This window comes from Streptomyces sp. NPDC016459 (genome assembly GCF_040632845.1).
In the GTDB taxonomy this organism is placed as follows: Bacteria; Actinomycetota; Actinomycetes; order Streptomycetales; family Streptomycetaceae; genus Streptomyces.
This window is the reverse complement of sequence record NZ_JBEYCR010000002.1, coordinates 208,070-221,561: the sequence shown is the minus strand read 5'-3', so window position 1 is coordinate 221,561 and position 13,492 is coordinate 208,070. Positions and strand designations below refer to the sequence as shown.

General features: G+C 74.0%; 15 protein-coding genes. 1 reads left to right on the top strand and 14 read right to left on the bottom strand.

From position 1 onward, the window contains the following. Positions 1-15 precede the first annotated feature (15 nt). The 7 genes from ABZ567_RS06665 to tsaB form a co-directional block, all read right to left on the bottom strand. Positions 16-1,221, bottom strand: a complete 1,206-nt coding sequence (locus tag ABZ567_RS06665) for a DUF6596 domain-containing protein (RefSeq protein ID WP_360786489.1) — start codon at positions 1,219-1,221, stop codon at positions 16-18. 61 nt (positions 1,222-1,282) lie between these two features. Next, complete coding sequence (locus tag ABZ567_RS06660; RefSeq protein WP_360785386.1) at positions 1,283-1,648, bottom strand: YciI family protein; 366 nt, start codon at positions 1,646-1,648, stop codon at positions 1,283-1,285. A gap of 124 nt (positions 1,649-1,772) precedes the next feature. Beyond that, positions 1,773-2,624 carry a polysaccharide deacetylase family protein gene (locus ABZ567_RS06655; protein ID WP_360785384.1) on the bottom strand — a complete coding sequence of 284 codons (852 nt, stop codon included), beginning with the start codon at positions 2,622-2,624 and terminating at the stop codon, positions 1,773-1,775. Between the two features lie 46 nt (positions 2,625-2,670). Next, entirely contained in the window at positions 2,671-2,910 is a 240-nt protein-coding gene (locus ABZ567_RS06650; RefSeq protein WP_360786488.1) for a hypothetical protein, read from the bottom strand. Positions 2,911-2,924: 14 nt separating this feature from the next. Further along, the gene (tsaD, locus tag ABZ567_RS06645; RefSeq protein ID WP_360785383.1) at positions 2,925-4,025 is read right to left on the bottom strand and encodes a tRNA (adenosine(37)-N6)-threonylcarbamoyltransferase complex transferase subunit TsaD; all 1,101 of its coding nucleotides are present in this window, start codon (positions 4,023-4,025) and stop codon (positions 2,925-2,927) included. A 31-nt stretch (positions 4,026-4,056) separates the two neighbouring features. Further along, on the bottom strand, positions 4,057-4,518 hold the full coding sequence (gene rimI / locus ABZ567_RS06640; RefSeq protein ID WP_360786486.1) for a ribosomal protein S18-alanine N-acetyltransferase: 462 nt from the start codon (positions 4,516-4,518) through the stop codon (positions 4,057-4,059). 23 nt (positions 4,519-4,541) lie between these two features. Continuing rightward, complete coding sequence (tsaB, locus tag ABZ567_RS06635; RefSeq protein WP_360785381.1) at positions 4,542-5,198, bottom strand: tRNA (adenosine(37)-N6)-threonylcarbamoyltransferase complex dimerization subunit type 1 TsaB; 657 nt, start codon at positions 5,196-5,198, stop codon at positions 4,542-4,544. Between the two features lie 120 nt (positions 5,199-5,318). Between tsaB and ABZ567_RS06630 the strand changes: the two genes are divergently transcribed. After that, complete coding sequence (locus tag ABZ567_RS06630; protein ID WP_360786484.1) at positions 5,319-5,867, top strand: hypothetical protein; 549 nt, start codon at positions 5,319-5,321, stop codon at positions 5,865-5,867. A gap of 67 nt (positions 5,868-5,934) precedes the next feature. On the opposite strand, the gene ABZ567_RS06625 is transcribed toward ABZ567_RS06630, so the two are convergent. The 7 genes from ABZ567_RS06625 to glmS all read right to left on the bottom strand — a co-directional run bounded on the left by ABZ567_RS06625 (position 5,935) and on the right by glmS (position 13,235). After that, on the bottom strand, positions 5,935-6,108 hold the full coding sequence (locus tag ABZ567_RS06625; protein WP_360785380.1) for a hypothetical protein: 174 nt from the start codon (positions 6,106-6,108) through the stop codon (positions 5,935-5,937). Positions 6,109-6,233: 125 nt separating this feature from the next. Next, positions 6,234-6,734: a tRNA (adenosine(37)-N6)-threonylcarbamoyltransferase complex ATPase subunit type 1 TsaE gene (tsaE, locus tag ABZ567_RS06620; protein WP_360785378.1), complete on the bottom strand. Its 501-nt coding sequence runs from the start codon at positions 6,732-6,734 to the stop codon at positions 6,234-6,236. A 10-nt stretch (positions 6,735-6,744) separates the two neighbouring features. After that, a complete protein-coding gene (locus ABZ567_RS06615) occupies positions 6,745-7,935 on the bottom strand; it encodes an alpha/beta hydrolase (RefSeq protein ID WP_360785377.1) in 1,191 nt (396 codons plus the stop codon). Between the two features lie 9 nt (positions 7,936-7,944). Beyond that, positions 7,945-9,093, bottom strand: a complete 1,149-nt coding sequence (alr, locus tag ABZ567_RS06610) for an alanine racemase (RefSeq protein WP_360785376.1) — start codon at positions 9,091-9,093, stop codon at positions 7,945-7,947. Positions 9,094-9,414: 321 nt separating this feature from the next. Then, on the bottom strand, positions 9,415-10,854 hold the full coding sequence (locus ABZ567_RS06605; RefSeq protein WP_360785375.1) for an NAD(P)H-hydrate dehydratase: 1,440 nt from the start codon (positions 10,852-10,854) through the stop codon (positions 9,415-9,417). A gap of 157 nt (positions 10,855-11,011) precedes the next feature. Beyond that, positions 11,012-11,380, bottom strand: coding sequence for a holo-ACP synthase (locus ABZ567_RS06600; protein ID WP_360785373.1), 369 nt, complete (start codon positions 11,378-11,380; stop codon positions 11,012-11,014). A 7-nt stretch (positions 11,381-11,387) separates the two neighbouring features. Further along, complete coding sequence (gene glmS, locus ABZ567_RS06595) at positions 11,388-13,235, bottom strand: glutamine--fructose-6-phosphate transaminase (isomerizing) (RefSeq protein WP_360785371.1); 1,848 nt, start codon at positions 13,233-13,235, stop codon at positions 11,388-11,390. Positions 13,236-13,492: the final 257 nt, after the last annotated feature.

Below are 13,492 nucleotides of genomic sequence, written 5' to 3'. Positions count from 1 at the left end.
CGGCCGGGCGCCGCCCTACGCGCCCCCGAGCGCCCGTGCCTTCGCCCGCAGCAGCGCCCGCTCGCTCTCGTTGCGGGTGAGGGCCACCGCCCGCTCGAACTCCGCCCGCGCCTCCGCCTCACGCCCGAGCCGGGCCAGCAGGTCGCCCCGCACGCTCGGCAGCAGGTGGTATCCGGCCAGGCCGGGCGCGGCGGCGAGGGCGTCGACGAGCGGGAGGGCCGCCGCGGGGCCCTCGGCCATCGACACGGCGACCGCGCGGTTCAGCTCGACGACCGGGGACGGGGCGAGGACGCCCAGCCGCCCGTACAGCGCGGCGATGGTCGCCCAGTCGGTCTCGTCGTACGAGGGGGCCCGCGCGTGGCAGGCGGCGATGGCGGCCTGGAGGGCGTACGGCCCGTACGTCCGCCCGTCACCGGCCCGCTCCAGGGCGGCGAACCCGCGCAGGACGAGCAGCCGGTTCCAGCGCCGCCGGTCCTGCGCTGCGAGCAGCACCGGCTGCCCGTCGGGCCCGGTCCTGGCCGCCGTCCGGGATGCCTGGAGCTCCAGAAGGGCCGCCAAACCCTGCGCTTCGCCCTCCCGGGGCGCGAGGGCGGCGAGGGTCCGCGCGAGCCGTAGCGCGTCCTCGCAGAGGCCCGGCCGCAGCAGGTCGTCGCCCGCGGTCGCCGCGTACCCCTCGTTGAAGATCAGGTAGATCACTTCGAGGACGGAACCGAGCCGCGCCGCCCGGTCCTCCCCGTACGGCACCTCGAAGTCGACGCCCGCCTTGGCGAGCGTCCGTTTGGCGCGCGTGATCCGCGCCGCGAGGGTCGCCTCCGGTACGAGGAAGGCGCGGGCGATCTCGGCCGTGCGGAGCCCTCCGACGAGCCGCAGGGTCAGCGCGGCCCGCGCCTCGGCGGAGAGCACCGGGTGGCAGGCGGTGAAGATCAGCCGCAGCACGTCGTCGTCGATGTCACCGGGGCCCGGGGGCTCGGGGTCGTACGACTCCTCGGTGAGCGTCCTGCCCACCTCGGCGAGCTTCCGCGCGTACGTCTCGCGCCGCCGCACGAGGTCGACGGCGCGGTGCTTGGCGGTGGCCGTCAGCCAGGCTCCCGGCCGCTCCGGGACCCCTGTCAGCGGCCACTGCTCCAGCGCGGCGACGAGGGCGTCCTGGGCGATCTCCTCGGCGATGCCGACGTCCCTGACGATCCGCGCCGCCGTGGCGACGATCCGCGCCGACTCCATGCGGAAGACCGTCTCCAGCGTGCTGTCCGGCGTCACACCTCACATGACAGCACACCGGAGGTCAGCCTTCCGGCATCTCCTCGACCTCGCGGACCTCCAGGCCGACCTTCCACTGCGGCGGGTGGACGGCCAGGAAGCGCCTCCCCCACTCGACGGCCTCCGCCATGTCCTTGCACTGGAGCATGGCGTAGCCGCCGACGACCTCCTTGGTCTCGGTGAACGGTCCGTCGGTGTACGACAGCTTCCCGTCCGACCAGGTGATCCGGGTGGCTTCGGCGGTCGGCCTGAGCCCGGCCGTGTCCACCATGGCGCCGGCCTTGCCGATCTCCTCGAAGAGCGCGCCCATGCGCTCCTCGAAGCCGGGGTCGGCGCTCTCCATGTCGATGGTGTTCTCCTCGATGCGGACGAGGGACAGGAAGCGGGGCATGACGACTCCTCGGGTGTGCGGTGGCGGGGCCGTTCCCCGCCGTCCACACATACGTCGAACGGGCCGGGCCCGCATCGACACCACGCCCGGAGAAATCTCCGGGGCGTCCCGGGCCGGGTGCGTCCTAGACGTAGTCCTCCAGGCGCGCCACCGTGAAGCCCTGTTCCTGGATGCGGCGCAGCATGGTGGCCGTCATCTCCGTCATGGTGCGGCCCTTGAGCTCGGCCGGGCCCCGGAAGTGGGCCAGGATGATGTCGCCGGGGTGGAGCTTCCGGTCGCCGCGCTGGTACTGCATGTTCTTGATCTGCATGGACTCCCGCCACAGTACGATCGCGTCCACGCCGCACTCCGCCGCCGCCGCGCGCGTGGCCTCGTTCCAGTTGCCGTAGGGCGGGCGGAAGAGGCGCGGGGCCGTGCCGAACCGTTTCGCCAGCTTCGTCCGCTGACCGCAGATCTCACGGCGCTGGGCGTCCTGGGACAGGGTGCGCAGGTTCGGATGGGTCAGGGTGTGGTTGGCGAGCCCGTGGCCCTGGGCGACGAGCGGGGCGAAGTACGCGTAGTCGCCGCGGATGGCCGCGTCCGTGAGGAACATCGTGACCGGGACCCCGAGGTCCTTCATCATCGTGACGAACTCGGGGTCCTTCTCCGCCCCGTCGTCGATCGTGATGAAGACGATCTTCTCGGTGGTGGGGATGTCGCTGATGACGGGGACCGGACCGCCGGGCGGCCGGACGACCGGCTTGGTCGCGGGCGGGGCGGGCGGCGCCGCGAAGGGCTTGAGCCCCCACTTGCGGTACGCGGCGGCCCGGTCAGGGGCGTCGGGCGCCTTGTCCCCGGCACCCGTCCCCGCCGACGGGCCGTCCCCGCGCGCCGACGGCGCCCTCGGGGCGGGTGCGTCGGGCTCCTCCGCCGCGCAGCCGGTCACCAGCAGGGCGACGGCGGTGAGGGCGGCCCACAGCGCGATCTTCTTCTTCACACGTGGTGGGATGCCCGCACCGGTCGAAAGGTTGCCCGGGAATCGACTATTCCACCGATTCGAAACGCCAGCGGTGGACCGGACGGGCGATCAGCTCCGCGTCCGGCTCCGGCAGCTCGGGCAGCTCCGCGTCGAAGGCCGCCGCCTCCCACCAGGTGAGGACGAGGACCCGGTCCTGGGGCGCGCGGAGGATCTCCCGGCGCTGCGGCTCGCGGGCGAGGACCTGGGCCCTGGCCCACTCCAGGAGTTCGGCGCCCCGGCCCTGGGCGGCCCGCGCCTCCCACATGAGCGTCACGGTGGTCACGAGTACAGGTTCTCCTTGCTGACCTCGTGCACATGATCGTGGTCGTGGGACGCCCCCGGCACGTGCGGGTCCGTCACCGGAAGCGAGGAGTCCGCGGAGAGTTCCAGGTCGGAGGCCGGCCGGTTGCGGGCCACCATCTCCGAGCCGAGGGCCGCGACCATGGCGCCGTTGTCCGTGCACAGGCCGGGGCGCGGCACCCGCAGCCGGATGCCGGCCCGCTCGCAGCGCTCCTCGGCGAGGGCACGCAGACGCGAGTTGGCGGCGACACCGCCCCCGATCATCAGGTGGTCGACACCCTCGTCCTTGCAGGCCCGGACGGCCTTGCGGGTGAGCACGTCGACGACGGCCTCCTGGAAGGACGCGGCCACGTCCCGTACCGGCACGTCCTCGCCGGCCGCCCGCTTGGCCTCGATCCAGCGGGCCACGGCGGTCTTGAGGCCGGAGAAGGAGAAGTCGTACGCGGGGTCCCGCGAGCCGCTCAGGCCGCGCGGGAACGCGATGGCGGCCGGGTCGCCCTCCTTGGCGAGCCGGTCGATGACGGGTCCGCCGGGGAAGCCGAGGTCGAGCACGCGGGCGATCTTGTCGAAGGCCTCCCCCGCCGCGTCGTCGATGGTGGCGCCGAGGGGGCGCACGTCGGAGGTGATGTCGGCGGAGAGCAGCAGCGAGGAGTGGCCGCCCGAGACGAGCAGGGCCATCGTCGGCTCGGGCAGCTTGCCGTGCTCCAGCTGGTCGACGCAGATGTGCGAGGCGAGGTGGTTGACGCCGTAGAGGGGCTTGCCGAGGGCGTACGCGTAGGCCTTGGCGGCCGAGACGCCGACGAGCAGCGCGCCCGCGAGACCGGGGCCCGCGGTGACGGCGACCCCGTCGAGGTCCTTGGCGGAGATCCCGGCCGTCTTCAGGGCCCGCTCGATCGTCGGGACCATCGCCTCCAGATGCGCGCGGGAGGCGATCTCGGGCACGACGCCGCCGAAGCGGGCGTGGGTGTCGACGCTGGACGCGACGGCGTCGGCGAGGAGCGTGGTCCCGTGGACGATGCCGACGCCGGTCTCGTCACAGGAGGTCTCGATGCCGAGTACGAGCGGTTCGTCAGCAGCCATCAGTCATTCCAGCCATGGGTCGGTACGGACATCAGATCTCGGTCTCGGTTCCTTGAACGGTCAGTCGCATCACGAGCGCGTCCACGTTCCCGGGCTGGTAGTAGCCGCGCCGGAAACCGATGGGCTCGAAGCCGAAGCGCTCGTAGAGCTTCTGGGCCCGGGTGTTGTCCACGCGCACTTCGAGGAGGACCTCGTCGCACTCGAAGGCGGTGGCGTGCTGCAGCAGGTCGGTGAGGAGCCGGGCGCCGAGGCCGGTGCCCCACTGGTCGCGGGCGACGGCGATGGTCTGCACGTCGCCGAGTCCGCCGGCCGCGGCGAGCCCGGCGTACCCGACGAGCCGCCCGTCCCCGTCCTCGGCGACGAGGTAGCGGCGGCTGGCCCGCGGTCCGCGCGCGTGCGCGAGCTCCGACCAGAACATCCCCGCCGACCAGGCGTCCTCGGGGAACAGCTCGTCCTCGAGGGTCAGCACCGGCGGGATGTCCCACCAGCGCATCTCGCGCAGCTCCACGGCCCCGGTCACTGGGGTGTGACCACCTTGTAGTTCTTCGGCACCTGCGCGTCGGGGCGGCGCAGGTACATCGGCAGCGGGTCGAGGAACCCGTCCCCGCCGGCCGCCAGCTTCTCCGCGGCGAGCGCGGCGAGCGCCGCCGCCGACTGGTGCTCGGGGTCGCGGGCGTCGGGGAAGGCGTCGGGGTAGAGGCGGGCGCCCGCACCGACGACGGGCAGGCCGGCGAGCCGCTCGGCGATGTCGGCGGGCCGGTCGACGGCCGCGTCGGTCACCCGCGTACGGGAGTCGTCGTAGCGCGCCCAGTAGACCTCCTTGCGCCGCGCGTCCGTGGCGACGGCGAAGGGCCCGTCGATCCCGGAGGCGTACGCGAGGCCGTCGAGGGTGCACAGTCCGTGGACCGGCACTCCGAGGGCGGAGGAGAAGGCCGCGGCCGTGACGAGGCCGACGCGGAGGCCGGTGTAGGGGCCGGGGCCGACACCGACGACGAGGCCGGTGACCGCGTCGAGCGTCAGCCCGGCCTCCTTGAGGACCCGGTCGACGGCGGGCAGCAGCAGCTCCCCGTGGCGGCGGGCGTCGACCTGGCTCGACGAGGCGATGACGGCCTCGCCGTCGTGGAGGGCGACGGTGACGGCGGGGGTGGCGGTATCCAAGGCGAGCAACAGCACGCGAACAGCCTACGGCTCCCGGGCACGGTGCCCGGCCCCCCGCTCCCCCGGCTGCTACCGTCACCCTTCGATACGTTCGTACGAGAGGTGGGCACGGTGGCACGGAGCAGCTCGGGATTCGTGGCCGGGCTCACGGCGGCGGCGGTCGCCGCGGTCGCCTTCCTCGCGTACCAGGCCTCGGCCAACGTCCCCGCCGATCTGGCGCAGAAGCCCCGGACGCCGAGCACGAGCACCGCCGCCCCGTCGATCTCGCCGAGCGGTGGCCCCCGGCAGCCGGCCGCGAACCCCCTCGCCGTACCGGCGGACTCGGGCACCGGTGAGCGGGTCGTCTACTCGCTCACCGACCGCAGGGTGTGGTTGGTCGACGGGAAGGGCAAGGCGACCCGTACGTTCACGGTGATGCCCAGCACGGTGGATCCGGCCCCCGGGGCGTACGCCGTGACCTCGCGTTCGGGCTCGGTCCGGGGCTCGGACGGCGTGCAGATCGAACACGTGGTGCGGTTCGCGACGGCCCAGGACGTGGCGATCGGCTTCAGTGCGGCGGTCGACGGCTCGACGCCGAGCCCGGACCCGACGAAGAAGACGGGCGGCATCCGGATGAAGCGGGCCGACGGGGACGCGCTGTGGATGTTCGCGGTGATCGGCGCGAAGGTCGTCGTCGTCGCCTGAGCCCGTAGCGCCGCCGGCACGCAGCGGGGCGGTGGCTGCCCGGCCGTACGCCCGGGTTACGGGCGTCTCAGGCGGCCTCGTGCCGCATGTCGGCGGGCTCGTCCCGCCGGTCCCCCGCCTCCTGCTGCGGCTGCCGGTCCCGAGGCGGCGTGGAGAGGGTGCGGGCGGCCGCGCAGGACGCCAGCAGGTCACTCATCGAGACGTTGTCCCCGGTGTGTTCCGCGCGCTCGGGCTTCACCATGCATGCCTCCCGTAGGTTAGGTTCCCCTAACCAGTCTGTGCCTCCATGTGACCACGGCACGTACGAACGGCGCAACACCTTCCCGACACGTTGTCGGAATCTACGTACCCGGCCGTCCGGATCGGTCAGAGCGCGCCCAGGTCCTCGTCGGCCCAGCGCGGGCCGATCCCGCGCAGTACGACCGTGCGCCGGTCGTCGTCGGTGTCGCCGGTCACCCGGTGGATCAGGAGGTGCAGCCGGTCGTCGGTCAGCTCCTCGACCTTGCCGTCACCCCACTCGACGACGATCACCGACTCGGGCAGGGAGACGTCCAGATCGAGGTCCTCCATCTCGTCGAGCCCGCCGCCGAGGCGGTACGCGTCCACGTGCACCAGGGCCGGGCCGCCGACCAGGGACGGATGGACGCGGGCGATGACGAAGGTCGGGGAGGTGACGGCGCCCCGCACCCCGAGCCCCTCGCCGAGGCCCCTGGTCAGGGTGGTCTTCCCGGCGCCGAGCTCGCCGGTGAGCATGACGAGGTCGCCGGGACGGAGGATCTTCGCGAGGCTGCGGCCGAGCTCCTGCATCTGCTGGGGGGAGTCGACGGAGAGGGTGGCGCCGGAGACGGGCGGGTGCGCTGCTTCCATACCCGCCAATTTATCCGTTGCGCGGGTCCGGTTCCGCCGTGCCGGTCGTCGCCGCCGCCTCCGGGACGGCTCCCGCCCGTACGAGCAGGTCCGCGAGGCGGTCGGTGACCACCTCCGGGTGCTCCAGCATCACCAGATGGCCGCCGTCCGGGACGATGACGAGTTCCGCGTCCGGGAGCAGGTCCGCGATGGCCTCGGTGTGGGAACTGGGCGTCACCAGGTCGTTGTCCCCGGCGAGCGCGAGCACCGGCACGTCACGGAAGACGGGCAGGGCGGCCGTCTTGTCGTGCTCGGCGAAGGCCGGGTAGAACGCGGCGACCACGTCGATCGGGGTCGACTCGATCATCCGCTCCGCGAAGCGGGCGACCGCCGGATCCACGTCCCTCGACGCGAACGAGTACTTCTTGATCAGCCCGGCGAACAGGTCCACGGTCGCCCTGCGGCCCCGCTCCACCAGCTCAGCCTGGGCGCCGAGCGCCCGCAGCACCCCCGGCAGGACCCGGCGGACGGCGTTGACGCCGGCGATCGGCAGGCCGTACGACACCTCCGCCAGCTTCCCGGCCGAGGTGCCGACGAAAGCGGCGCCCACGACCCGGTCCCGGACGAACTCCGGGTACCGGTCGGCCAGCGCCATGATCGTCATGCCGCCCATCGAGTGCCCGACGAGGACGACCGGACCCTCCGGCGCGGCGGCGTCCAGGACGGCCTTCAGATCGCGGCCCAGCTGGTCGATGGCCACCGGCACGGCGGCGGGACCGGACTGGGAGACGCCCTGGCCGGAACGGCCGTGACCGCGCTGGTCCCAGAAGACGGTACGGACGAGACCGCGCAGCGCCGCCCGCTGGAAGTGCCAGGAGTCCTGGTTGAGGCAGTAGCCGTGGCTGAAGACGACGGTGACGGGCGCGGGCTCCTTGCGCCCGAAGAGCCTGCGGCGGCGGGCGGGCGGTGCGTCCGCCTCGACCTCGTCCACCTCGTAGTACAGGACGGTCGAGTCGTCGGCGAGGGCCCGGCCCGGAGTCCCGCGCACCCCGCCGTACGGGCCGGTGGAGTCGAGGGCGAGCCGCGCCTTCTGGCGTACGGAACGGCTCACGGTGAGCCGCTCGACGGCGACCCCGGCGGCCGCGCCGGCGGCCAGGACGCCGATCGCGGCGCCGGCGAACCCGGCGCGCCGCCAGCTGCTGGTACCGGTCGCCTCGCCCACGTCGGCCCCCTACTCGCCCAGGTACACGCGCGGGACGCGCGCGCCGATCCGGGTGACGATCTCGTACGCGATGGTGTCGGCGGCCACCGCCCAGTCCTCCGCGGTCGGCTCGCCCCGGTCGCCCGGGCCGAAGAGCACGGCCTCGGTGCCCGCCCCGGGCTCCTCCCCGCCCAGATCCACGACGAACTGGTCCATGGCGACCCGCCCCGCGACCCTGCGCACCGTGCCGCCGACGAGCACCGGGCCACGGCCCGAAGCATGCCGCGGGACACCGTCGGCGTACCCGAGCGGCACCAGCCCCAGGGTCGTCTCCGTCTCCGTGACGTAGTGGTGCCCGTAACTGACCCCGTGCCCGGCCGGGACCCGCTTGACCAGCGCGACGCTCCCCTTCAGCGACATCACCGGCCTCAGCCCCAGCTCGGCGGAGGTCCCCAGATCCGGGCTCGGCGAGATGCCGTACACCGCGATGCCGGGCCGGACCATGTCGAAGTGCGCCTCGGGAAGGGTCAGGGTCGCGGGCGAGTTGGCGATGTGCCGCACCTCGGGCACGACACCCGCCCGCTCGGCGTGGTCGAGCATCGAACGGAAGACATCGAGCTGGGCGGCGATCGAAGGGTGGTGGGGCTCGTCGGCGCAGGCCAGGTGCGACCAGAGACCGGTGACCTTGACGAGACCGTCGGCCTCCGCCTTCAACGCGGCCTCCACCAGCTCCGGCCAGTCGGCGGGCTGGCAGCCGTTGCGCCCGAGCCCGGTGTCCGCCTTGAGCTGGATACGGGCGATCCCCCCGGTACGGCGGGCCGCCTCCAGCACCTCCGCCAGCGCCCACATCCCGCTCACCGACATGTCGAGCCCGGCCTCGATACCCCGGTCCCACGGATCCCCCGGCGCCCACAGCCAGCACATGAGCGGCACACCGGTGATCCCGGCGGCACGCAGCGCTAGCGCCTCCTGCGGAGTGGCCGTCCCCAGCCAGTCCGCACCCGCGTCCAGGGCGGCACGGGCGCAGCGCACCGCACCGTGCCCGTACGCGTCGGCCTTCACCACGGCCATCATCCGGACATGGGGGCCGACACGGGCGCGCAGCGTGCGGACGTTCGCACGCAACGCGCCGAGGTCGATCTCGGCACGGGCTCTGCGGGGCGGCGGTGTCTCAGTCATCGCGCCCAGTCTCTCAGGTGCCGACTCCCGGCCGCCCCGTGCCGGGCCGTCGGGGACGGCGCGGCGCCGGACAGGCGCCGCGAGACGAACGCCCCGCCTGCTTCGGAGGGCAGGAAGGCCCGGGGCGGAGGCACCCGTGGGACGGCCCGCCCGGCCCCGGCGCCGCGAAGCGGGCGCCGCCCGGGCTCGGGGACGGAGTCCCCTGCGGCACGGCCCGCCCGTCCCGCCGGGCACGGGGTCGGAGTCCCCGGGGAAGCTTGTCCGCCCGCCCCCGGCAGGTTTCGGGAAGGGGTGGGGTTGGGGGTCCCAGCCCTCAGGGGACTACCCGGTCGCGCTCACGTCCCGCCACGCCCCGCCCAGGGCCCCCGCCACCTCCGACGCCGTCACCGGTCCCCGGCCCTCCGAGGCCCGTCGGGCCGCCAGGCCGTGGAGGTACGCCGCGCACGAGGCCGCGTCCACGGGGGGCAGGCCCGCCGCCAGGAGGGAGCCCGCAAGGCCGGAGAGGACGTCACCGCTGCCCGCCGTGGCCAGCCAGCCGGTCCCGGTGGGGTTCACCCGTACGGGGCCGCCCTCCGGCCCGTACACCAGCGTCGTCGAGCCCTTGAGCAGCACCGTCGCCCCGAACCGCCCCGTCAGTTCCCGTACCGCCGCGAGCCGCCCCGCCTCCACCTCCTCACGGGCCACGCCGAGCAGCGCCGCCGCCTCTCCCGCGTGCGGGGTGAGGAGCGTCGGCGCCGGGCGGCCCCGTACCAGAGCGGGGTCCAGGCCCCGCAGTCCGTCCGCGTCCACGAGGACCGGAACGTCCGAGGCGAGGACCTCCGCCACACCTGGTTCGTCGCCGAGCCCGGGGCCGACCACCCACGCCTGGACCCGCCCCGCGGCGGCCGGCGGCCCCGCGTGGACGAGGGTCTCCGGGTGCCGGGCGATCACCGCGTCGGCGGCGGGCCCGACGTACCGCACGGCCCCCGCCCCGCCTCGCAGCGCCCCCGCGACGGTGAGGACCGCCGCCCCGGGGTAGCGGGCGGAACCGGCGACCACACCGAGGACGCCGCGCCGGTACTTGTCGCTCCCCGCGCCGGGCACGGGCAGCAGTCGCGCCACGTCCTGGTGCTGGAGCGCCTCCACGTCGGGCACGCCCGGCAGTTCGTCGCCGAGTCCGATGGCGACGAGCCGCAGCGCGCCCGCGTGCTCCCGTCCGGGGTCGACGAGCAGCCCCGGCTTGTACGTGCCGAAGGTGACCGTCACGTCCGCCCGCAGCGCCTCCCCCGGCACCTCGCCCGTGTCCGCGTCGACGCCGCTCGGCAGGTCGACGGCGACGACGACGGCGTCGGAGCCGCGCGCGGCCCTGGCGACGGGTACGGCGTCGGGCCGGAGGCCGCCCCGCCCGCCGATGCCGGTGATGCCGTCGAGGACGAGGTCGGCGACGGCGAGCGGCTCGAACGGATCGTCCGCGACCCGGCCGCCCGCCGCCGCGAGGGCCGCGAGCCCGCCCTCGTGGGCGTGGGCGCCGAGCAGGACGGCGGTGACCCCGGCGCCGCGCCGGGCGAGCCGGGCGCCGGCGTACAGGGCGTCGCCGCCGTTGTCGCCGCTGCCGACGAGGAGGACGACCCTCGCCCCGTACACCCTCCCCTTGCCGAGGAGCGAGCAGCAGGCGGCGGCGAGTCCGGCGGCGGCCCGCCCCATGAGGGCGCCCTCGGGCAGCCGGGCCATGAGAGCGGCCTCGGCGGCCCGTACGGTCTCCACGCGGTGAGCGGTTCGCATGGTCAGCAGTCTGCCGCAGTCGTCAGGCGGCTGCCGGGGGGAAGCGGGTCGACGCCCCCCGCGACCACCCGCCGCCCCGGGGACGCGGGTCGACGCCCCCACACCACCCGCCCCGGGCCCGGCTCGACACTCCCACACCCCCCGCCCGCGCACCCCGTCACGCCTCCGCGATGACCACCGCCGACGCCACCCCCGCGTCATGGCTGAGCGAGACGTGCCAGTTCTTCACGCCCAGCTCCGCCGCCCGCGCCGCCACCGTCCCGCGCACCCGGAGCCGTGGCCGGCCGGTGCCCTCGACGTACACCTCGGCGTCCGTCCAGTGCAGCCCGCCCGGCGCGCCAAGCGCCTTCGCGAGCGCCTCCTTCGCGGCGAACCGCACCGCGAGGGACGCGGGCCCGCGCCGTTCACCGCTGGGGAGCAGCAGCTCCCGTTCGACGAAGAGGCGCTGGAGCAGCCCCGGCGTCCGTTCGATCGACGCGGCGAAACGGTCGATCTCCGCCACGTCGATCCCCACCCCAATGATCATTTCCCACTCACTCCACGGTCACGGATTTGGCCAGGTTGCGCGGCTGGTCCACCTCGTTGCCCCGCGCGGTGGCGAGCTCGCAGGCGAAGACCTGGAGCGGCACCGTGGAGACCAGCGGCTGGAGCAGCGTAGGCGTGGCCGGGATCCGGATGAGGTGGTCGGCGTACGGGACGACGGCGTCGTCGCCCTCCTCCGCGATGACGATGGTCCGCGCCCCGCGTGCCCGGATCTCCTGGATGTTGGAGACGATCTTGTCGTGCAGGACGGATCGGCCCTTGGGCGAGGGCACGACGACGACCACCGGCAGGTCCTCCTCGATGAGCGCGATCGGCCCGTGCTTGAGCTCGCCGGCGGCGAAGCCCTCGGCGTGCATGTACGCGAGTTCCTTGAGCTTCAGGGCGCCTTCGAGGGCGACGGGGTATCCCACGTGGCGGCCGAGGAAGAGGACGGTGTCCTTGTGGGCGAGGGAGCGGGCGAGGGCGCGGACCGGCTCCATCGTCGCGAGGACCCGTTCGACCTCGTCGCCGATCCGGGCGAGCTCCCGGACGACGGCGTGGATCTCGTCGCCCCACTTGGTGCCGCGCACCTGCCCCAGGTACAGCGCGAGGAGGTAGCAGGCGACGAGCTGGGTGAGGAAGGCCTTCGTGGACGCGACGGCGACCTCGGGCCCGGCGTGGGTGTAGAGCACGGCGTCCGACTCGCGGGGGATGGTCGAGCCGTTGGTGTTGCAGACGGCGAGGACCTTCGCGCCCTGCTCACGGGCGTGCCGGAGCGCCATCAGGGTGTCCATGGTCTCGCCGGACTGGGAGATGGCGATGACGAGGGTGCGCCGGTCGAGGATCGGGTCGCGGTAGCGGAACTCGCTGGCGAGTTCGACCTCGCAGGGGATGCGGGTCCAGTGCTCGATGGCGTACTTGGCGATGAGTCCGGCGTGGAAGGCGGTGCCGCAGGCGATGATGACGACCTTGTCGGCCTCGCGGAGCACGTGGGCGGGGATGCGCACCTCGTCGAGGGTGAGCCGTCCCGTGCCGTCGATGCGGCCGAGGAGGGTGTCGGCGACGGCCTTGGGCTGCTCGGCGATCTCCTTGAGCATGAAGTGGTCGTAGCCGCCCTTCTCGGCGGCGGAGGCGTCCCAGTCCACGTGGTAGGCCCGTACGTCGGCGGGTGTGCCGTCGAAGTCGGTGACGGTGACGCCGTCCCTGGTCAGCTCGACGACCTGGTCCTGGCCGAGTTCGACGGCGGAGCGGGTGTGGGCGATGAAGGCGGACACGTCGGAGGCGAGGAAGTTCTCGCCCTCGCCGACGCCGACGACGAGCGGCGAGTTCCGGCGGGCGCCGACGACCACGTCCGGCTGGTCGGCGTGCACGGCGACCAGGGTGAACGCCCCGTCGAGCCGTCGGCAGACGAGCCGCATGGCCTCGGCGAGGTCGCCGACCGAGGAGAACTCCTCGGCGAGGAGGTGCGCGACGACCTCCGTGTCCGTCTCGGAGAGCAGGTCGTGGCCGCGGTCCGCGAGCTCTTCGCGCAGGGCGGCGAAGTTCTCGATGATGCCGTTGTGGACGACGGCGACCCGTCCCGCGTTGTCCAGGTGCGGGTGCGCGTTGGCGTCGGTCGGCCCGCCGTGGGTGGCCCAACGGGTGTGTCCGATGCCCAAGGACCCGCCGGCCAGCGGCCGTTCCACCAGCTCCTTCTCCAGATTGAGGAGCTTGCCCGCCTTCTTGGCCGAGGCGAGCCCTCCGTCGGAGAGCACCGCGACCCCTGCCGAGTCGTAACCCCGGTATTCGAGCCTCTTGAGGCCCGCGACCACCACATCAAGCGCCGACTGCCCGCCGACGTATCCCACGATTCCACACATGACGGAAGCGTAGGGCGGATGGCGCCCGGAGGGCCGGAGTCAGCGGAGTTCGACGGGTACGCGTCGGGGACCGGCGCCGGACCCTCCGCCCGCCGGAAGCACCCGGCGCCGGACCCTGGGCGCCCTGCCCGTTGGACGTACGCATGCGTGGCGGCTCTCTGTTCTCTTCGGTGTTCCTCGTGCCGTGCGGGGACGGCTCCCCCGCGTGAGGGACAGGAGCCCACGCGGCACCAGCATGATCGCCCCGGAGGTGGGGC